This window comes from Pseudomonas sp. NPDC089554, assembly GCF_050280645.1.
In the GTDB taxonomy this organism is placed as follows: Bacteria; Pseudomonadota; Gammaproteobacteria; order Pseudomonadales; family Pseudomonadaceae; genus Aquipseudomonas.
In genome coordinates, this window is record NZ_JBNNVR010000044.1 from 20425 (window position 1) to 40571 (window position 20147).

Below are 20147 nucleotides of genomic sequence, written 5' to 3' on the forward strand. Positions count from 1 at the left end.
GACAGCATGCGGCTAGGACAGTGCCTTCTGCTCGCCCAGGCGCTTGTACAGTGTCGTGCGGCTGATGCCCAGTTCCCGCGCCACCGCCGACAGGTTGCCGTTGCTGCGGCTGACCAGCGCTTGCAGATCGGCGTCCTCGGCCGGCGCTTCAGGCAGCGGTTCGCAGGCTTCGGCCAGAAACCCCGGCGGCAGGTGCTCCAACCCGATCGGCCCTTCGCCGGCCAGGGCCAGCGCCACTTGCATCACACTCACCAGCTCGCGCAGGTTGCCCGGCCAAGGGTGGCGTTCGAGCAATACCAGGATCGCCTCGGGCAAGCGCGTCGGCTGCCTGGGGTCGCGGTAGCGGCCATGCACTTGCTCGATCAGGGCGCGGCGGTCGCTGCGTTCGCGCAGGGCCGGCAACGCCAGGGCGAGACCTGCGATGCGGTAGTAGAGGTCCTGGCGAAAGCGCCCGGCGCGCACTTCGGCGGCCAGGTCCAGGTTGCTCGCCGAGACCACGCGAATGTCCACCGGCACCGGGTCGCCGCTGCCCAGCGGCTGGATGCTGCGCGATTGCAGCACACGCAGCAGGCGTGCCTGGGTGGCCAGGGGCATCTCGCCGATCTCGTCGAGGAACAGGATGCCGCCGTCGGCCTTGCGGATCAGCCCTGGGTTGCCCTTGTGGTGCGCGCCGGTGAAGGCGCCTTTTTCGTAGCCGAACAGCTCCGACTCCACCAGCTCTGCCGGGATCGCCGCGCAGTTCACGGCCACCAGGGGCCGCCCGGCGCGGCTGCTGGCGTTGTGCAGGGCGTTGACGAACACCTCCTTGCCCACCCCGGTCTCGCCCTGGATCAGCACCGGGATGTCTTTTTCCAGCAGCAACCCGGCCTGGTGCAAGGCCTTTGTCACTCGTGGGTCGGTGGCCTCGCTGGGCGTAGGTCGGCCGGCGACCTGGCGCGGGGCGCGCCACTGGCAGTGAAACCGGTGGCGGCCGGTGGCGTGCAGGGCGAAGGGGTGGCCTTCGGGTTGTTCGAGGATGTGCCGCAGGGGCGTCTGGAACAACTGCTCGAGGGTATGGCGCAGGGTGTCCTGGCCGAGCAGGCTGTCGGCGCGATGGTTGGCCGCCACCACCCGCCCGCGGTCATCGAACAGCAGCAGCCCGGCCCAGGGGCTGTCGAGGTTGTCCTGGGCGGTGTTGAACAGCAACTGAGCGTGCTGGTCGCCTTGCTGGGCAAGGATCAGGCGGTTCTCCAGGCCTTGGCTCATCATGCGCACCAGGCCCAGGGTTTGCGCGGCGGGCAGATAGCCGTCGCTGGACACGTCGAGCACGCCCACCAGGCGGCGCTCGGCATCGAACAGCGGCGCGGCGGCGCTGGCCATGTAGCGGTTCTGGCGCAGGAAATGCTCGTCCTGGCCGACGTGGATCGCCTCGCCGCACACCAGTGCGGTGCCCAAGGCGTTGGTGCCGACTCCGCGTTCATGCCAGTGCGCGCCGGCGACGAAGCCATGCTGCTGGTGCGGTTCGACGAAGCGCCGCGTGCCCCAGGCATCGAGCAGGCAGCCGCTGGCGTCGGCCAGCATTACCAGGTAGCTGGAGTTGGTGAGCAGGTGGTCGTAGCGCGGCAGCACGTCGTCGCGGGTCAGTTGCAGCAAGGCCTGGCGACGCTCGAGAAGGGCGCCGAGCTCGGCGCCGGTGAGGCAGTCGAAGTCCGGTGCGTTGTGCGGTTGCAGGCCGTGCTCGCGGCAGCGGGCCCAGGAAGCCTGGATCAGGTGTGCGTGGGTCATAGTGGCGGCCATGGGCCTGTCCTGTGTGAATTGTTGTTGTCAGGGACCGTCCTCAAGTGTCGTCCAGGACTGTTCATTGTCAATGTCTCGAGTGTTCAGTTGTTCAGCGAAACTGTTCATTTTCGTTCGCAGGTGAACAGGCCGATACCTCGGCTTTTCGACCAAACGGCGCGCCAGAGCGGTTGCAGCGAACTGGCATGGTTCTGGCTCCATTCGGCGCAAACAATCACAAAAAGGCCCCACCATGACCCTGGTGCTGGAGCAAGTTAGCCGCCATGTCGACAACCAGGCCTGGATCGCCGAAGCCAGCCTGCGTTTCGAGCCTGGCTCGTTCAACGTACTGCTCGGCCGTACCCTGGCCGGCAAGACCAGCCTGATGCGCCTGATGGCCGGCCTCGACCGCCCCGACAGCGGGCGGGTGCTGATGAATGGCGAGGACGTCACTGGCGTGCCGGTGCGCCAGCGTAACGTTTCGATGGTCTACCAGCAGTTCATCAACTACCCGACCCTGACCGTGTTCGAGAACATCGCCTCGCCACTGCGCCAGGCGCGCATGGCCGAGGACGAGATTCGCCGCCGCGTGCAGGAAACCGCCAGCATGCTGCGCATCGAGCCCTACCTGGGTCGCCTGCCCCTGGAGCTTTCGGGTGGCCAGCAGCAGCGCACGGCGATGGCCCGTGCGCTGGTCAAGGACGCGTCGTTGATCCTGTTCGACGAGCCGCTGGTCAACCTCGACTACAAGCTGCGCGAAGGTCTGCGCCAGGAGCTGCGCGAGCTGTTCGCCGCGCGCAACTGCATTGCCGTGTACGCCACCACCGAGCCCAACGAGGCCCTGGCCCTGGGCGGCACCACCACCCTGTTGCACGAAGGCCGCATCGTGCAGAGCGGCCCCACCGCCGAGGTCTACCACAAGCCGCGCAACGTGCTGGCCGCCGAGCTGTTCAGCGAACCGCCGATCAACCTGGTGCCGGGGCGCATTACCGGCAACGAAGTGAGCCTGGCCGGCACCGTGCATTTCGCCCGCACGGCCGATTTAAGCAGCCTGGCCGACGGCGATTACCGCTTCGGCGTGCGCCCCAGCCACATCACCCTGGTGCCGTCCCATGACGACGACCTGGAGCTTTCGGTGCAGGTGGAACTGGCCGAGATCAGCGGCTCGGAAACCTTCCTGCATGTGCGCAACGAGCACTGGCGGATGATCCTGCACTTGCCGGGCGTGCACGAATACCAGGTGGACACCCAGGTGCCGGTGTTCATCCCCACTCACAAGCTGTTCGTCTTCGACAGCGCCGGGCAACTGGTGCAGGCCCCGGGCCTGCGCCAGGCGAGGAGTGCCTGATGGCCGAGATCCGCCTGCAGCAACTGGCTCACAGCTACAGCCGCCAGCCCCTTGAGGCGGCCGACTACGCCCTGCATGAGCTGGAACATGTCTGGGAGCAGGGCGGTGCTTATGCCTTGCTGGGGCCTTCGGGCTGCGGCAAGTCGACCTTGCTCAATATCATTTCCGGCCTGCTCAGCCCTTCCCACGGCCAGGTGCTGTTCGATGGCAAGCCGGTCAACGGCCTGTCGCCCCAGGAGCGCAACATCGCCCAGGTGTTCCAGTTCCCGGTGGTGTACGACACCATGAGCGTGTTCGACAACCTGGCCTTCCCCTTGCGTAACCAGGGCCTGGACGAGGCTCGGGTGAGGGCGCGGGTCGAGGAGGTGGCCGAGGTGCTCGACCTGGGCGGCGTGCTGAAAAAGAAGGCGCGCAACCTCAGTGCCGATGAAAAGCAGAAGGTCTCCATGGGCCGGGGCCTGGTGCGCGACGACGTGTCGGCGATCCTCTTCGACGAGCCGCTGACGGTGATCGACCCACACCTGAAGTGGAAGCTGCGGCGCAAGCTCAAGCAGATCCACGAGCAATTCAACATCACCATGATCTACGTCACCCACGACCAGCTGGAGGCCTCGACCTTCGCCGACAAGATCGCGGTGATGCACGGCGGACGCATCGTCCAGTTCGGTACTCCGCGCGAGCTGTTCGAGCGGCCCCGACACACCTTCGTCGGCTACTTCATCGGCAGCCCCGGCATGAACCTGATCGACGTGCGCGCCGAGGCCGATGGCGTGAGCTTCGGTGGCCTGCACCTGGCGCTGCCGGAAGGCTTGCGCGAGCGCCTGGCGCAGACCTCGGGTGGGCGCCTGCAAGTGGGCATCCGCCCGGAGTTCGTGCAGCTCTGGGATCGCCCCCTAGACGACACCTTCGAGGCCCAGGTGGTGGACGTGGAGGACCTTGGCACCTACCGCATCGTCACCCTGGAACTTGCCGGCATTACCCTCAAGGCGCGCCTGGGCGAGGACCGCCCGCTGCCTGAAGGGCGGGCGTGGGTCGGTTTGCCGGCGCAGTGGCTGATGCTTTATGTCGACGATGTCCTGCTGGAGGCGCAGCCATGAACAAGGTGCAGAACAACAAGGCCTGGTGGCTGGTGCTGCCGGTGTTCCTGCTGGTGGCGTTCAGCGCCGTGATACCGATGATGACCGTGGTCAACTATTCGGTGCAGGACATCTTCGACGCGTCCAACCGCTACTTCGTCGGCGCCGACTGGTACCGCCAGGTGCTGCGCGACCCGGCCCTGCACGATGCCTTGCTGCGCCAGTTCATCTATTCAGGCTGCGTGCTGCTGATCGAGATCCCGCTGGGTATCGCCATCGCCCTGACCATGCCCACCCGCGGGCGCATGGCCTCGGTGTGCCTGATCGTCATGGCCATTCCGCTGCTGATCCCGTGGAACGTGGTGGGCACCATCTGGCAGATCTTCGGCCGCGCCGACATCGGACTGCTCGGCGCTACCTTGGCCAAGGTCGGGGTCAACTACAACTATGCCGGCGACCCGTTCGATGCCTGGATCACCGTGCTGGTGATGGACGTCTGGCACTGGACCTCGCTGGTGGCGCTGCTGTGTTACTCCGGCTTGCGTGCGATCCCCGACGTCTACTACCAGGCGGCGCGAATCGACCGCGCCTCGAACTGGGCGGTGTTCCGGCACATCCAGTTGCCCAAGTTGAAGAACGTGCTGCTGATTGCCGTGATGCTGCGCTTCATGGACAGCTTCATGATCTACACCGAGCCGTTCGTGCTTACCGGTGGCGGGCCGGGCAACGCCACCACCTTCCTGAGCCAGACCCTCACGCGCATGGCGGTGGGGCAGTTCGACCTGGGGCCGGCGGCGGCGTTCTCGCTGGTGTATTTCCTGATCATCCTGCTGGTGTCCTGGCTGTTCTATACCGCCATGACCCACTCCGATAAGGACTAGGCCATGACCCTGCGCAAGACCGTACCGCTGCTACTGTACTTCTTCTTCCTGTTGGTGCCGATCTACTGGCTGCTGAACATGTCGTTCAAGAGCAACACCGAGATCCTCGGCGGCCTGACCTTGTGGCCGCATGCCTTTACCCTGGACAACTACCGGGTGATCTTCACCGACCCCAGCTGGTACAACGGCTACCTCAATTCGCTGTACTACGTGTGCCTGAACACCGTGATTTCGCTGGCCGTGGCGTTGCCTGCGGCCTACGCCTTCTCGCGCTACCGCTTCCTCGGCGACCGGCACCTGTTCTTCTGGCTTCTCACCAACCGCATGGCGCCGCCGGCAGTGTTCCTGCTGCCTTTCTTCCAGCTGTATTCGTCCATCGGCCTGTTCGACACCCACATCGCCGTGGCCCTGGCCCACTGCCTGTTCAACGTGCCGCTGGCGGTGTGGATTCTCGAAGGCTTCATGTCCGGGGTGCCGAAGGAAATCGACGAAACCGCCTACATCGACGGGTACAGCTTCCCGCGCTTCTTCGTGAAGATCTTCGTGCCGCTGATCGGCCCCGGCATCGGCGTGACGGCGTTCTTCTGCTTCATGTTCTCGTGGGTCGAACTGCTGCTGGCGCGCACCCTGACCTCGGTGGACGCCAAGCCCATCGCGGCGGTGATGACCCGCACCGTGTCGGCCTCGGGTATCGATTGGGGCGTGCTGGCGGCCGCCGGGGTGTTGACCATCCTGCCTGGCATGCTGGTGATCTGGTTCGTACGCAACCATGTGGCCAAGGGCTTTGCCCTGGGCCGGGTGTAAGGAGGCAAGGCAATGGAGTGGATGGCCTGGACCCTGCCCACGGCGCTGTTCTTCGCCGCCGTGGGGCTGTTGTTGAGTTGCATGACCGTGTTCGAGCTGCGGCGCCCTTGCCTGGAGCGCCGTGGTTTCCTGCCGATCGTCACCACCCGTGGCGACCGGCTGTTCATCGGCCTGCTGGCCAGCGCCTATCTGCACCTTGCGGTAGTCGGGCTCAGCGACTGGCCCTTGTGGGTGGCCTCGCTGCTGTCGCTGGCCTGGCTCGTGGTGGTGCTGCGCTGGGGTTAGGCCGGCGTGGTGGATCAATTCAATAGGGAGTTCACAATGTTCGATAACGACAAGAAACCGCGACATTTGACCCTGGCCGCACTGCTGGTGCTCGCCGGCCTGCACGGTACGGCCTGGGCCGACCAGTACGAAGATGCGGCCAAGAAATGGATCGGCAGCGAGTTCAAGCCGTCCACCCTCAGCGCCGAGCAGCAGTTGGCCGAACTCAAGTGGTTCATCAAGGCTGCCGAACCGTTTCGTGGGATGAAGATCAACGTGGTGTCGGAAACCATCACCACTCACGAGTACGAGTCCAAGGTGCTGGCCAAGGCCTTCAGCGAAATCACCGGCATCCAGCTGACCCACGACCTGCTGCAGGAAGGCGATGTGGTGGAGAAGCTGCAAACCCAGATGCAGTCTGACAAGAACATCTACGACGGCTGGGTGAACGACTCCGACTTGATCGGTACCCATTTCCGCTATGGCAAGGTGCAATCGATCACTGACCTGATGGCCAATGAAGGCAAGGACTACACCTCGCCAACCCTGGACCTGAAGGACTTCATCGGCATTTCCTTCACCACCGCGCCTGATGGCAAGGTCTACCAACTGCCTGACCAGCAGTTCGCCAACCTCTACTGGTTCCGCGCCGACTGGTTCGAGCGGCCGGACCTGAAAGCCAAGTTCAAGGAAAAGTACGGCTACGAGCTGGGCGTGCCGGTGAACTGGTCGGCCTATGAGGACATCGCCAAGTTCTTCACCGAGGACGTCAAGGAAATCGACGGCAAGCGTGTGTACGGGCACATGGACTACGGCAAGAAGGACCCATCGCTGGGCTGGCGCTTCACCGATGCCTGGTTCTCCATGGCCGGTGGCGGCGACAAGGGGCTGCCCAACGGCCTGCCGGTGGATGAGTGGGGCATTCGCGTGGAGGACTGCCACCCGGTGGGCTCCAGTGTCACCCGCGGTGGCGACACCAACGGCCCGGCGGCGGTGTTCGCCACCCAGAAATACGTGGACTGGATGCGCGCCTACGCACCGAAGGAAGCCCAGGGCATGACCTTCTCCGAGGCAGGCCCGGTGCCGGCCCAGGGCAATATCGCCCAGCAGATCTTCTGGTACACGGCCTTCACCGCCGACATGACCAAGCCGGGGCTGCCGGTAGTCAATGCCGATGGCACGCCGAAATGGCGCATGGCGCCGTCGCCCAAGGGGCCGTACTGGGAGGAGGGGATGAAGCTCGGCTACCAGGACACTGGTTCCTGGACCTTCTTCAAGTCCACCCCCGAGAAGCAGCGCTTGGCCGCTTGGCTGTACGCGCAGTTCGTGACGTCGAAGACGGTGTCGCTGAAGAAGACCATCGTCGGCCTGACGCCGATTCGTGAGTCGGATATCAATTCCCAGGCCATGACCGAGATGGCGCCCAAGCTCGGCGGCTTGGTGGAGTTCTACCGCAGCCCGGCGCGCGTGCAGTGGACCCCGACCGGCACCAACGTGCCTGACTATCCACGGCTTGCGCAATTGTGGTGGAGCCATATTGCCGCGGTGTCCAGCGGCGAGAAGAGCCCGCAGGAGGCGCTCGACGCCCTGGCTCGCGACCAGGACCGCATGCTCGAACGTTTGCAGCGCTCCAATGCCCAGGCCACCTGTGCGCCGAAGCTCAACCCGGAAAAGGACGCGCAGTACTGGTTCGACCAGCCAGGCGCGCCGAAGCCCAAACTGGCCAACGAGAAGCCCAAGGGCGAGACGGTGAACTACGCCGACCTGCTCAAGTCGTGGGAGGAGGCGCGCAAGTGAGTTGATCGCGCAGGCGCGTTCGCAAAAAAAACGGCACCTCGAAAGGTGCCGTTTTCCATTGTGCCGCTGGAGGCTAAATCCAGCGTGTGCAGTGCTTACTTATGCAGCTCTTCAGCCGCATACAGCGTGTTCTCCAGCAAGCACGCCCGGGTCATCGGCCCGACGCCACCCGGTACCGGGGTGATCCAGCCGGCACGGGGCAGGGCGGTTTCGTACACCACATCGCCCACCAGCTTACCGTCTTCCTGGCGGTTGATGCCCACGTCGATGACGATGGCGCCTTCCTTGACCCACTCACCCTTGACCAGCCCCGGCTTGCCAGCGGCCACCACCACCAGGTCGGCACGACCAACGTGGCCAGCCAGGTCCTGGGTGAAGCGGTGGCACACGGTCACGGTGCAACCGGCCAGCAGCAGTTCCATGGCCATGGGGCGGCCGACGATGTTCGAGGCGCCGACGATCACCGCGTTCATCCCGTACAGGTCCTGCCCGGTGCTTTGCAGCAGGGTCATGATGCCTTTCGGGGTGCAGGGGCGCAGCAGCGGGATACGCTGGGCCAGGCGACCAATGTTGTAGGGGTGGAAGCCGTCGACGTCTTTGTCCGGGCGGATGCGCTCGAGCAGCAGCGAGGCGTCCAGGTGCGCGGGCAGTGGCAGTTGCAGCAGGATGCCATCGACGGCCGGGTCGTCGTTCAGGCGGTCGATCAGGTCGGTCAGGGCTTGCTGCGTGGTATCGCTGGGCAGGTCGAAGGCTTGCGAGATGAAGCCGACTTCCTCGCAGTCCTTGCGCTTGTGCGAGACATAGACTTGGGAGGCGGGGTCGGTGCCGACCAGGATCACCGCCAGGCCTGGTGTACGCAGGCCTTGCTGGCGGCGCTCCACGACACGTTGGGCGATCTGCTTGCGCAGGTTGGCGGCGATCGCCTTGCCATCGATAAGGTGTGCAGTCATAGACGCGTGATTAACCATCGAGAAGGGAACATAAAAGAGGGCGCATTCTCGCACGACACGGCCCGAGGGCAAAGGCGGGTGGTCGGGCAAATCCCCTAACCCCTTAAATAATTTAAATTTTTTTGAAAAATGTGTTGACGACCTTGGGGCTCGTCTATAAAATTCGTCGCACTTGTCGGGCAGAGCCTAGCACTGGTTAGCAAGGTCAGGCAGAATGAGCGGATTTGTTAGCTTGTTCGGTACGGCTAAAAGTTGATTTGCAATCCTAACAGAAAGCAGATTGAATATGCGCCCGTAGCTCAGCTGGATAGAGCATCCGCCTTCTAAGCGGATGGTCGCAGGTTCGAGTCCTGCCGGGTGCGCCATTAGGCAGCTTAGGCACGCAAGTGAAGATGTAACGCAATGCCGCAATATGGTGGGCGTAGCTCAGTTGGTAGAGCGCTGGATTGTGATTCCAGTTGTCGTGGGTTCGATTCCCATCGTCCACCCCATATTCTCGAAGGCGCCTTGATTGTATAATCGGGCGCCTTTGTTTTAAGCGATCCACGCGGACGTGGTGAAATTGGTAGACACACTGGATTTAGGTTCCAGCGGCGCAAGCTGTAAGAGTTCGAGTCTCTTCGTCCGCACCATCTCTTGCTTTCATCGACTGCCAATGCAGCATGGAAGCGTCTGAAAATGCCGCCTCGTGCGGCATTTTTTGTTTCTGTGCCTTCCTTTATATAGGGATCGGCTTCAATCGAGCTATCCCTCGTCTTCGGCCTCTGTTGCGCAACACTCAAAAGCTGTTAGATTTCAGCCGGTTGAATCGTCGGCCCAGAGGGTCGTGCCAGGAATACTCAAATGATTGCCAAAGAAGCACGCCAGGCCTTGGCATTGCAGCGTTTCGCCGAGGCCAACCCGCAACTGCTCGATGAGATCCGCGAGCTGGACGCGCGCGAGCAGGCCCAGCAGATCGAATGGGCGTTCGAGGATGCAGCGCAGGAGCAGGGCATCGAGCCCTGGGAGCTGGCGTTGCAGTTGATCGCCGAAACCCCCGAGCAGTTGCAGGCCATGCGCCTGGAGACCCATCGCGAGGTTGCCGAGGCGCTAGGGATGGAGTGGGAGGAATACTGCCAGTTCAACGAAATCGACCCTTAATAGAAAGAGTGGTTTTCAGGGCGTGGTTGTTTGACAATTTTTTACCGGTGCGTGGCGGCGATGCTGCTCGCAGCCTTTAACTTGCCAGGTTCGTGCGCTTTGCCACGGGCCTTTGAATGAAATCGACCGGTGAGGTTTCCCATCGTCCAGGGTGGGGTGACTTCTGGTGTGCGAGTCACTAGAATATTCGCCCTTGATTCTGGAGTCGGGTTATCGCCGGCTAACGTCTGTGCAACGAGGAATATCCATGCAAGTTTCTGTTGAAAACACTTCCGCTCTCGAGCGCCGCATGACCATCGCCGTTCCGGCCGAGCGCGTCGAGACCGAAGTCAACAAGCGTCTGCAGCAGACTGCCAAGCGCGCCAAAGTTGCCGGCTTCCGTCCGGGCAAGGTGCCAATGAGCGTGATCCGTCAGCGCTACGAAGACGCTGCCCGCCAGGAAGCCTTCGGTGACCTGGTCCAGGCCTCCTTCTACGAAGCCGTGGTCGAGCAGAAGCTGAACCCGGCTGGCGCCCCGGCTGTCGAGCCCAAGTCGTTCGAAAAGGGCAAGGACCTCGAGTTCGTTGCCATCTTCGAAGTCTTCCCGGAATTCTCGGTTGCCGGTTTCGAGTCGATCAGCATCGAGCGCCTGAGCGCCGAAGTGGCTGACGCTGACCTGGACAACATGCTGGAAGTGCTGCGCAAGCAGAACGTGCGCTTCGAAGCCGTCGAGCGCGCTGCGCAGGACGACGACCAGGTCAACATCGACTTCGTCGGCAAGATCGATGGCGAGGCCTTTGCTGGCGGCTCGGCCAAGGGCACCCAGCTGGTACTGGGTTCCGGCCGCATGATCCCAGGCTTCGAAGCTGGCCTGGTCGGCGCCAAGGCTGGCGAAGAGCGCGTCGTCAACGTGACCTTCCCCGAGGACTACCAGAACCTGGACCTGGCCAACAAGGCCGCCGAGTTCACCATCACCGTCAACAGTGTTTCCGCACCTGTGCTGCCTGAGCTGAATGAAGCGTTCTTCACCCAGTTCGGCATCAAGGAATCGACCCTGGAAGGTTTCCGTACCGAAGTTCGCAAGAACATGGAGCGTGAGCTGCGCCAGGCGATCAAGGCCAAGGTCAAGAACCAGGTCATGGACGGTCTGCTGGCCGCCAACCCGATCGAAGTGCCGAAGGCGCTGCTGGAGAACGAAGTCAACCGTCTGCGCGTGCAGGCTGTTCAGCAGTTCGGTGGCAACATCAAGCCTGAACAACTGCCGGCCGAACTGTTCGAAGAGCAAGCCAAGCGCCGTGTGGTGCTGGGCCTGATCGTCGCTGAAGTGGTCAAGCAGTTCGAGCTGAAGCCGGACGACGCCAAGGTCCGCGAGATGATCGAGGAAATGGCCTCGGCCTACCAGGAGCCCGAGCAGGTCATCGCCTGGTACTACAAGAACGACCAGCAACTGAACGAGGTTCGTTCGGTTGTGCTGGAAGAGCAAGTTGTAGATACTGTCCTGCAGAAAGCGACTGTGACCGACAAGTCGGTCTCGTACGAAGAAGCCGTCAAACCAGCACAGGCTCCTGCCGAAGCTGAGTGATTTGCTACTCTCGTAAGAACCCCCACAAGCCAGCCTTCGCGCTGGCTTGTGCGTTATTGAAGCCATGACTATTTGGGAGTGAGTGCAGGACATGTCCCGCAATTCTTATATTCAGCAGAGTTCTGACATCCAGGCCGCAGGCGGCCTGGTCCCGATGGTTGTCGAGCAGTCCGCCCGTGGCGAGCGAGCCTACGACATCTATTCGCGCCTGTTGAAGGAGCGAGTAATCTTCCTGGTGGGTCCTGTAGAGGACTACATGGCCAACCTGGTAGTGGCGCAACTGCTGTTCCTGGAAGCGGAAAACCCGGAAAAGGATATCCATCTCTACATCAACTCGCCGGGCGGTTCCGTTACCGCCGGCATGTCGATCTACGACACCATGCAGTTCATCAAGCCGGATGTCTCCACCATCTGTGTTGGCCAGGCCTGCAGCATGGGCGCCTTCCTGTTGGCTGCTGGCGAAAAGGGCAAGCGTCACTGCCTGCCGAACTCGCGGGTGATGATCCACCAGCCGCTGGGCGGCTTCCAGGGCCAGGCGACCGATATCGAGATCCATGCTCAGGAAATCCTCAGCATCAAGGCTAACCTGAACAGGCTGCTTGCCGAGCACACCGGTCAGGATCTGGACACCATCAAGCGCGACACCGAGCGTGACAACTTCATGAGTGCTGATCGCGCGAAAGAGTACGGTCTCATCGACTCTGTCTACGACAAGCGGAAAATGGCGCTCTGAAGCCAGGCGCCAGAGCAGGTGGGCGCTGAAAGCGCCTACCTGTGGACTTGAAAAAGCCCGCAATTGCCTTCATCTTGTGTTGCAAGCCTACCGGATTGGATCGATCGAATGACTGACACCCGTAACGGCGAGGACAACGGCAAATTGCTCTATTGCTCCTTCTGCGGCAAAAGCCAGCACGAAGTGCGCAAATTGATTGCCGGGCCCTCGGTATTTATCTGCGACGAGTGCGTCGACCTGTGCAATGACATCATCCGTGAGGAGGTGCAGGAAGCCCAGGCCGAAAGCAGCGCGCACAAATTGCCTTCGCCGAAAGAAATCAGCGGAATCCTGGACCAGTATGTCATTGGTCAGGAGCGCGCCAAGAAGGTGCTCTCGGTAGCGGTGTACAACCACTACAAGCGCCTGAACCAGCGTGACAAGAAGGGCGACGAAGTCGAACTCGGCAAGAGCAACATCCTGCTGATCGGGCCCACCGGCTCGGGCAAGACCCTGCTCGCCGAAACCCTGGCACGCCTGTTGAATGTACCTTTCACCATCGCCGACGCCACCACCCTGACCGAAGCCGGTTATGTAGGTGAGGACGTCGAGAACATCATTCAGAAGCTGCTGCAAAAGTGCGACTACGACGTGGAAAAGGCCCAGATGGGCATTGTCTACATCGATGAGATCGACAAGATCTCGCGCAAGTCGGACAACCCGTCCATCACCCGCGACGTCTCGGGCGAGGGCGTGCAGCAGGCGCTGTTGAAGCTGATCGAGGGCACCGTTGCCTCCGTGCCGCCGCAGGGTGGTCGCAAGCACCCGCAGCAGGAGTTCCTGCAGGTCGATACGCGCAACATCCTGTTCATCTGCGGCGGCGCCTTCTCGGGCCTGGAAAAAGTCATCCAGAATCGCTCCACCAAGGGTGGTATCGGTTTTGGTGCCGAGGTGCGCAGCAAGGAAGAAGGCAAGAAGGTTGGTGAGTCCCTGCGTGAGGTCGAGCCGGATGACCTGGTCAAGTTTGGTCTGATTCCGGAATTCGTTGGCCGCCTGCCGGTGCTGGCAACTCTCGACGAGCTCGACGAGGCTGCGCTGATGCAGATTCTTACCGAGCCGAAGAACGCCCTCACCAAGCAGTACGCCAGGCTGTTCGAGATGGAAAGCGTCGACCTCGAGTTCCGCAGCGATGCGCTCAAGGCCGTTGCTCGCAAGGCCTTGGAGCGCAAAACTGGTGCCCGTGGCCTGCGTTCGATCCTCGAGGGTGTGTTGCTCGACACCATGTACGAGATTCCTTCTGCGAAGGATGTCAGCAAGGTGGTGATCGACGAGAGCGTCATCGAGGGCACCTCGCAACCGCTGCTGATCTACGAGAACAGCGAGCCGCAAGCGAAGGCTGCGCCCGACGCCTGATTGGGCTCGGCGATGCGTCAAGGAAAGGGGCCTACGGGCCCCTTCTGCTTTTCTGGCGTCAACGCTTGTAATTTTGCGGACCTGCCCCCACATTAGGCCCAAGCATCATTTCCACCGGTTTCCGGCCATAAGGCCGCTGTAGAGGCGAAATCATGAAGACCACCCTCGACTTGCCTCTTTTGCCATTGCGCGATGTCGTAGTCTACCCGCACATGGTCATCCCGCTGTTCGTGGGACGCGAGAAGTCCATCGAAGCCCTCGAGGCCGCGATGACGGGCGAAAAGCAGATCCTCCTGCTGGCCCAGAAGAACCCCGCCGACGATGATCCGGGCGAAGACGCCCTGTACCGCGTTGGCACCATTGCCACCGTCCTGCAATTGCTCAAGCTGCCCGATGGCACCGTCAAGGTGCTGGTCGAGGGCGAGCAACGCGGTGCGGTCGAACGCTTCACCGAAGTCGACGGGCACGTGCGTGCCGAAGTCGCGTTGATCGACGAAGTCGAGGCGGCCGAGCGCGAGTCCGAAGTATTCGTGCGCAGCCTGCTGTCGCAGTTCGAGCAATACGTGCAGTTGGGCAAGAAGGTTCCGGCCGAAGTGCTGTCCTCGCTCAACAGCATCGATGAGCCTGGCCGCCTGGTTGATACCATGGCCGCACACATGCCGCTGAAGATCGAGGCGTATTCGCAACCGATCACCCCGGCGCCGTAGACGATCAGCTTGCGCGGGGTGTGGCTGAGGCTGAGGATGGTGTCGCTGTCGTAGACACGCGGGTGGTGGAAGTCGATATCGGCCGGGCGGTATGGGCGCGAGCCGGTGGCGATGATGATGTGCTTGGCGTTGAGCTTCTCCAGCACACCGTTGTCGCACACCACCTCGACGGTCTGCTCGTCGGCGAAGCTGCCAGTGCCGACGAACACATCGACACGGTTGCGCGCGTAGTAGCCGGTGCGCGAGGCGACCTGCTTGGAAATCACTTTCTCGGCGCTTTTCAGCACGTCGGGGAAGGAGAACCAGCGCGGCTCGCCGATGGCGCGGAACATCGGGTTGGTGTTGAACTGCATGATCTGCCGCACCGAGTGACGCAGTGCCTTGGACGGGATGGTGCCCAAGTGGGTGCAGTTGCCGCCGACCTGGCGACGGTTGTCGACCATCGCGACCTTGCGCCCCGCTTTGGCGGCGTTCATTGCCGCACCTTCTCCGGCGGGGCCGGAACCCAGCACCACTACGTCGTAGTTGTAGACAGCCATGCGTACTCCTTCAGAACTGGCCCGCGGACAAGTGCCGCGGGGCTCGATCATGTCGCCGGGGCGCCATGAAAAAATTCGGGTGCAGTCTAATCAAGCGTGAACGCCGCGCACATTAACCCTTGGTCGCGTCGTAGGCCAACTTTGCCTGCGCTACATGTCTTTTCACCGTTTCCGTGGTGGCGATCATCCGTGCATTGCCTTTCACTCGCCTTTCACCGCCTGCGCGAAACCGGGCGTGGAACGGGAGACGAAACCACCTTCTACCCGGGTCACCAGCACGGCGGCAATGCCGTGGGCGATGGCGAAATCCCAGGCGCGTTCAGGGCCGAGTATCAACAATAGCGTCGAATAGCCATCAGCGACGCGCGCCGAGCGGTCCAGCACCGTGACCGAGGCCAACGCATGGGCCACCGGGCGCCCCTGGCGGGCATCGAAGGTGTGCGAATAGCGCTGGCCATTCTGCTCGAAATAGTTGCGATAGTCACCCGAGGTCGATACTGAAAGGCCATCGATGGCGATGACCTGGCGGGCGATCTGCAGGTCTTCGCGGGGCAACTCCAACGCTATTCGCCACGGGCTGCCATCAGGCTTGCGCCCCACCGCCTTGAGCTCGCCCGTGGCTTCGGCGAGGTAGCTGGCGATGCCCATGGCCTCTAGCCGTTGGGCGATCAGGTCGACCGCCTGGCCTGCGGCGATGCTGTTGAAGTCCAGGGCCAAGGGGGCGTTCTTGCACAGCTGGGAGCCTTCCATGCGCAACTGGCGGTAATTCACGCGCTGCTGCACCAGGGCCTGGGTTTGCGGGTCGGGCACTTGTTCCTGGCGCGCCTGGGGGCCGAAGCCCCACAGGTCGAGCAGCGGCTCGATGCTGAGGTCGAAGGCGCCTTCGCTCTGCTCGGCCAACTGCTGGCCGAAACCGACCAGTTCGAGCATGTCGCCAGGGACGGCCAGGCAATGGTTGGCGGGCAGTTGGTTGAAGCGGCTGACCACCGAGTCGCCACGGTAGGTGGAGTAACGCTGGTCAATATCCTGCAAGATCGCCTCGACGGCCTGGCGCACCTGCTCCGGCGGCGGGCCATCGGGCTCGCGCACATACTGGATGCTGTAGCTGCTGCCCATGGTCGGGCCGCCCAGGCGCTCCAGGGTGGGGTGCTGGTCGCAGGCTGAGAGCAGTATCAGGGTGAACAACAAGGCTATGCGTAAACTCAAGCTCTCTGGCGCCTGCAAAAAATCATCGAAAAAAAACGGGAACCCGAAGGTTCCCGTTTTTTCATTGCCTTACAAGCGTATCAACGTGGAAACGCTGGCGGGTTCACACCGGCCATGTCTTCCATCACGCGAACAACCTGGCAGCTGTAGCCAAACTCGTTGTCGTACCAAACGTACAGTACAACGCGGTTGTCGTTGGCGATGGTCGCCTCGGCGTCAACCACACCGGCGTGGCGGCTGCCGACGAAGTCGGTGGAGACCACTTCCTGGGAGCTGACGTAGTCGATCTGCTTGTGCAGTTCCGAGTGCATGGCGGTCTGGCGCAGGTACTCGTTGATCTCGTCGCGGCTGGTCGGCTTTTCCAGGTTCAGGTTCAGGATGGCCATGGACACGTTCGGCGTAGGCACGCGAATCGCGTTACCGGTCAGCTTGCCTTTGAGCACCGGCAGCGCCTTGGCGGCTGCGGTGGCGGCACCGGTCTCGGTGATGACCATGTTCAGCGGCGCGGCGCGGCCACGACGGCTGCCCTTGTGGAAGTTGTCGATCAGGTTCTGGTCGTTGGTGAACGAGTGAACGGTTTCGACGTGGCCGTTGACGATGCCGTACTGATCATTGATGGCCTTGAGCACCGGCACGATGGCGTTGGTGGTGCAGGAGGCGGCGGAGATGATCTTGTCTTCGGCAGTGATGTCACCGTGGTTGATGCCGTGCACGATGTTCTTCAGCGCGCCCTTGCCCGGTGCGGTGAGGATCACGCGGGCAGCGCCCGGGCAGGCCAGGTGCTGGCCCAGGCCGTCGGCGTCACGCCATACACCGGTGTTGTCGACGATCAGAGCGTTCTGGATGCCGTACTGGGTGTAGTCGACTTCGCTTGGGCTCTTGGCGTAGATCACCTGGATCAGGTTGCCGTTGGCGGTGATGGTGTTGTTTTCTTCGTCGATGACGATGGTGCCGTCGAACGGACCGTGCACCGAGTCGCGACGCAGCAGGCTGGCGCGCTTGACCAGGTCGTTCTCGGCGCCCTTGCGCACGACGATGGCGCGCAGGCGCAGGCCGTCGCCGCCACCGGTTTTTTCGATCAGGATGCGCGCCAGCAGGCGGCCAATGCGACCGAAGCCGTACAGCACCACGTCGGTGCCTTTGCGTGCCGAGGCGTTCTGCTGACCAACCACTTCGGCCAGCTCTTCACGGACGAACTGCTCGGCAGTCTTGCCGTTGCCTTCCTGCTTGAACTTGTTGGCCAGCTTGCCCAGGTCGACCGAAGCGGCGCCCAGTTTCAGCTCGCTCATGGCCTTGAGCAGGGGGAATGTCTCGTGTACGGACAGTTCGGTCTCGTCGGTTTGACGGTGACGCGCAAAGCGGTGGGCTTTGAGGATCGAGATAACCGAACGGTTGATCAGGCTGCGGCCATAGATCGAGCTCACCACGTTGTTGTTGCGGTAGAGCTGACCGATAAGCGGGATCATCGCTTCAGCCAGGGCTTCACGATCGATCCACTCACCAAGACACTGGTCGGGCTTCTGAGTCACGGGAACCTTCCACATGTAGGGGGAGAAAAAAGGGGCTACATTATGACGCCCCGACGCGTAACCGGCAATGAGCGCCTGTCGCCGTCGTGAACACTCCTCGCCAGGCCCTTGCAAGCCTGACAGCAGGCACTCTCGCCGGTACAATTGATCTCTTTGCCGCAACGCTTGGAGTCCAATCTCCCGTGTCAGTTCTGCGCCTACCGAAACTGTCGGCCACCGCCGGCAAGCAAACCTGGGGCAACCTGCCTGGTGCCGCCCTCAGCCTGGCCATTGCCGAAGCTGCCAGCAGCGCGGGCCGCTTCACCCTGCTATTGACCGCTGACAGCCAGGCTGCCGACCGTCTCGAGCAGGAGCTGCGGTTCTTCGCTCCGGAGCTGCCCGTGCTGCCGTTCCCAGACTGGGAAACCCTGCCCTACGACCTGTTCTCGCCGCACCAGGACATCATCTCCCAGCGTATCGCCAGCCTGTACCGGCTGCCGGAGCTGGACCACGGCATCCTCGTGGTGCCGGTGACCACCGCCCTGCACCGCCTGGCGCCCACGCGTTTCCTGCTGGGCAGCAGCCTGGTGCTGGACGTGGGCCAGAAAGTCGACGTCGAGCAGATGCGCACGCGCCTGGAAGCCAGCGGCTACCGCTGCGTCGACACGGTCTACGAACATGGCGAGTTCGCCGTGCGCGGTGCCCTGATCGACCTGTTCCCGATGGGCAGCAAGCTGCCCTACCGCATCGATTTGTTCGACGACGAGATCGAGACCCTGCGCACCTTCGACCCGGAGACCCAGCGCTCGATCGACAAGGTCGACTCGGTGCGCCTGCTGCCGGCCCGCGAATTCCCCATGCAGAAAGAGGAAGTAACGCGCTTCAAGGCGCGCTTCCGTGAACGTTTCGACGTGGATTTTCGCCGCAGCGCGATCTTCCAGGACCTGACCAGCGGCATCATTCCCGCCGGCATCGAGTACTACTTGCCGCTGTTCTTCGAAGAAACCGCCACCCTGTTCGACTACCTGCCGAGCAACACCCAGGTGTTCTCGCTGCCGGGCGTCGAGCAGGCCGCCGAGCACTTCTGGAACGACGTGCGCGGGCGCTATGAAGAGCGCCGCGGCGACCTCACCCGCCCGCTGCTGCCTCCCGCCGAGCTGTTCATGCCGGTCGAAGACTGTTTCGCCCGCCTCAAGCAGTGGCCGCGCGTGGTGGTGGGTGCCGACGATGTCGAGCCCGGCGCCGGCCGCGAGCGCTTCCCGGCCCGCGCCCTGCCGAACCTGGCCATCGAGGCCAAGGCCAACCAGCCGCTGGCCGAACTGGCCAACTTCCTCGACCAGTTCCCTGGCCGCGTGCTGTTCACAGCCGAGTCGGCGGGCCGCCGCGAAGTGCTGCTGGAGCTGCTCGAACGCCTGAAGCTGCGCCCACAGACCGTCGAGGGTTGGAACGACTTCGTTACCGGCAAGGAGCGCCTGGCCATCACCATCGCCCCACTGGACGATGGCCTGCTGCTGGACGACCCGGCCCTGGCCCTGGTGGCCGAGAGCCCGCTGTTCGGCCAGCGCGTGATGCAGCGCCGCCGCCGCGAAAAACGCGGCGAGGCCGCCAACGACGCGGTCATCAAGAACCTCACCGAGCTGCGCGAAGGCGCGCCGGTAGTGCACATCGACCACGGCGTAGGCCGCTACCTGGGCCTGGCCACCCTGGAAATCGACGGCCAGGCCGCCGAATTCCTCACCCTGGAGTACGCCGAAGGCGCCAAGCTGTACGTACCGGTGGCCAACCTGCACCTGATCGCACGCTACACGGGCAGCGACGACGCCCTGGCGCCGCTGCACCGACTGGGCTCGGAAGCCTGGCAGAAAGCCAAGCGCAAGGCCGCCGAGCAGGTGCGCGACGTCGCCGCCGAACTGCTCGACATCTATGCCCGCCGCGCTGCACGCAAGGGCCACGCCTTCGCCGACCCGGCTGCCGACTACGCCACCTTCAGCGCCGGCTTCCCTTTCGAGGAAACCCCAGACCAGCAAGCCGCCATCGAGGCGGTGCGCCTGGACATGCTGGCCGGCAAGCCGATGGACCGCCTGGTGTGCGGCGACGTGGGCTTCGGCAAGACCGAAGTGGCCATGCGCGCGGCGTTCATCGCCGTGCACAGCGGCCGCCAGGTGGCCGTGCTGGTGCCCACCACCCTGCTCGCCCAGCAGCACTACAACAGCTTTCGCGACCGCTTCGCCGAATGGCCGGTGAAGGTCGAGGTGATGAGCCGCTTCAAGTCGGCCAAGGAAATCAGCAGTGCGGCGGCGGACCTGGCCGAAGGCAAGATCGACATCCTCATCGGCACCCACAAACTGGTGCAGGACGATGTACGCTTCAAGGACCTGGGCCTGGCGATCACGCGGGAAATGGGCGTGCCTTCGGAAATGATCAGCCCGGCGGTAGCCCGCTGGGTGTAGTGCAGCGCGATTTGCTCGGTCGCGATGTCTTGCGGG

14 protein-coding genes, 3 tRNA genes and 3 pseudogenes are annotated in these 20147 nt (G+C 63.0%); 15 read left to right on the forward strand and 5 right to left on the reverse strand.

Translation table 11 applies throughout. From position 1 onward, the window contains the following. Positions 1–12: 12 nt before the first annotated feature. Positions 13–1776 (reverse strand): sigma-54-dependent Fis family transcriptional regulator, encoded by a 1764-nt coding sequence (locus ACQKPE_RS14650; RefSeq protein ID WP_427666900.1) that lies wholly within the window; start codon positions 1774–1776, stop codon positions 13–15. A gap of 232 nt (positions 1777–2008) precedes the next feature. Here ACQKPE_RS14650 and ACQKPE_RS14655 point away from each other — a divergent pair, with 232 nt between their 5' ends. The 6 genes from ACQKPE_RS14655 to ACQKPE_RS14680 are packed head-to-tail and all read left to right on the forward strand — an operon-like array spanning position 2009 to position 7925. After that, positions 2009–3103 carry an ABC transporter ATP-binding protein gene (locus tag ACQKPE_RS14655; protein ID WP_427666902.1) on the forward strand — a complete coding sequence of 365 codons (1095 nt, stop codon included), beginning with the start codon at positions 2009–2011 and terminating at the stop codon, positions 3101–3103. Next, a complete protein-coding gene (locus ACQKPE_RS14660) occupies positions 3103–4200 on the forward strand; it encodes an ABC transporter ATP-binding protein (RefSeq protein WP_427666903.1) in 1098 nt (365 codons plus the stop codon). Before ACQKPE_RS14655 ends, ACQKPE_RS14660 begins: the two co-directional genes overlap by 1 nt. Further along, on the forward strand, positions 4197–5060 hold the full coding sequence (locus ACQKPE_RS14665) for a carbohydrate ABC transporter permease (RefSeq protein ID WP_427666904.1): 864 nt from the start codon (positions 4197–4199) through the stop codon (positions 5058–5060). The genes ACQKPE_RS14660 and ACQKPE_RS14665 overlap by 4 nt, the downstream gene beginning before the upstream one ends. 3 nt (positions 5061–5063) lie before the next feature. Then, positions 5064–5864: a carbohydrate ABC transporter permease gene (locus ACQKPE_RS14670; protein ID WP_375100769.1), complete on the forward strand. Its 801-nt coding sequence runs from the start codon at positions 5064–5066 to the stop codon at positions 5862–5864. A 12-nt stretch (positions 5865–5876) separates the two neighbouring features. Continuing rightward, complete coding sequence (locus tag ACQKPE_RS14675) at positions 5877–6149, forward strand: DUF2160 domain-containing protein (protein ID WP_427666907.1); 273 nt, start codon at positions 5877–5879, stop codon at positions 6147–6149. Between the two features lie 36 nt (positions 6150–6185). Continuing rightward, the gene (locus tag ACQKPE_RS14680; RefSeq protein ID WP_427666909.1) at positions 6186–7925 is read left to right on the forward strand and encodes a carbohydrate ABC transporter substrate-binding protein; all 1740 of its coding nucleotides are present in this window, start codon (positions 6186–6188) and stop codon (positions 7923–7925) included. A 95-nt stretch (positions 7926–8020) separates the two neighbouring features. Here the strand turns inward: ACQKPE_RS14680 and folD are convergent, their stop codons facing one another. Then, the gene (gene folD, locus ACQKPE_RS14685; protein WP_427666911.1) at positions 8021–8875 is read right to left on the reverse strand and encodes a bifunctional methylenetetrahydrofolate dehydrogenase/methenyltetrahydrofolate cyclohydrolase FolD; all 855 of its coding nucleotides are present in this window, start codon (positions 8873–8875) and stop codon (positions 8021–8023) included. A 288-nt stretch (positions 8876–9163) separates the two neighbouring features. On the opposite strand from folD, the gene ACQKPE_RS14690 reads away from it, so the two are divergent. The 8 genes and pseudogenes from ACQKPE_RS14690 to ACQKPE_RS14725 all read left to right on the forward strand — a co-directional run. Next, a tRNA-Arg gene (locus tag ACQKPE_RS14690) sits at positions 9164–9240 on the forward strand. Between the two features lie 50 nt (positions 9241–9290). After that, positions 9291–9366: transfer RNA gene (locus ACQKPE_RS14695), tRNA-His, on the forward strand. Between the two features lie 56 nt (positions 9367–9422). Then, positions 9423–9507 (forward strand) — tRNA-Leu (locus tag ACQKPE_RS14700). Between the two features lie 211 nt (positions 9508–9718). Then, positions 9719–10015, forward strand: a complete 297-nt coding sequence (locus ACQKPE_RS14705) for a DUF6388 family protein (RefSeq protein ID WP_427666912.1) — start codon at positions 9719–9721, stop codon at positions 10013–10015. Positions 10016–10262: 247 nt separating this feature from the next. Beyond that, positions 10263–11576, forward strand: coding sequence for a trigger factor (gene tig / locus ACQKPE_RS14710; RefSeq protein WP_427666914.1), 1314 nt, complete (start codon positions 10263–10265; stop codon positions 11574–11576). 91 nt (positions 11577–11667) lie between these two features. Continuing rightward, a complete protein-coding gene (gene clpP / locus ACQKPE_RS14715; protein ID WP_427666916.1) occupies positions 11668–12309 on the forward strand; it encodes an ATP-dependent Clp endopeptidase proteolytic subunit ClpP in 642 nt (213 codons plus the stop codon). Positions 12310–12417: 108 nt separating this feature from the next. Next, the gene (gene clpX / locus ACQKPE_RS14720; protein ID WP_427666918.1) at positions 12418–13701 is read left to right on the forward strand and encodes an ATP-dependent Clp protease ATP-binding subunit ClpX; all 1284 of its coding nucleotides are present in this window, start codon (positions 12418–12420) and stop codon (positions 13699–13701) included. A gap of 152 nt (positions 13702–13853) precedes the next feature. Then, positions 13854–14375 (forward strand): annotated as a pseudogene (locus tag ACQKPE_RS14725) (LON peptidase substrate-binding domain-containing protein); the annotation flags it as partial. Here ACQKPE_RS14725 and ACQKPE_RS14730 read toward each other — a convergent pair. The 3 genes and pseudogenes from ACQKPE_RS14730 to ACQKPE_RS14740 all read right to left on the reverse strand — a co-directional run. Then, positions 14357–14947 (reverse strand): annotated as a pseudogene (locus ACQKPE_RS14730) (FAD-dependent oxidoreductase); the annotation flags it as partial. The pseudogenes ACQKPE_RS14725 and ACQKPE_RS14730 sit on opposite strands and share 19 nt — an antisense overlap. A 201-nt stretch (positions 14948–15148) precedes the next feature. After that, positions 15149–16153: an FAD:protein FMN transferase gene (locus ACQKPE_RS14735; protein WP_427666920.1), complete on the reverse strand. Its 1005-nt coding sequence runs from the start codon at positions 16151–16153 to the stop codon at positions 15149–15151. 80 nt (positions 16154–16233) lie between these two features. Beyond that, a complete protein-coding gene (locus ACQKPE_RS14740) occupies positions 16234–17697 on the reverse strand; it encodes a glyceraldehyde-3-phosphate dehydrogenase (RefSeq protein WP_427666922.1) in 1464 nt (487 codons plus the stop codon). 167 nt (positions 17698–17864) lie between these two features. Here ACQKPE_RS14740 and ACQKPE_RS14745 point away from each other — a divergent pair. Then, positions 17865–20060, forward strand: a pseudogene (locus tag ACQKPE_RS14745) (CarD family transcriptional regulator); the annotation flags it as partial. Positions 20061–20147: the final 87 nt, after the last annotated feature.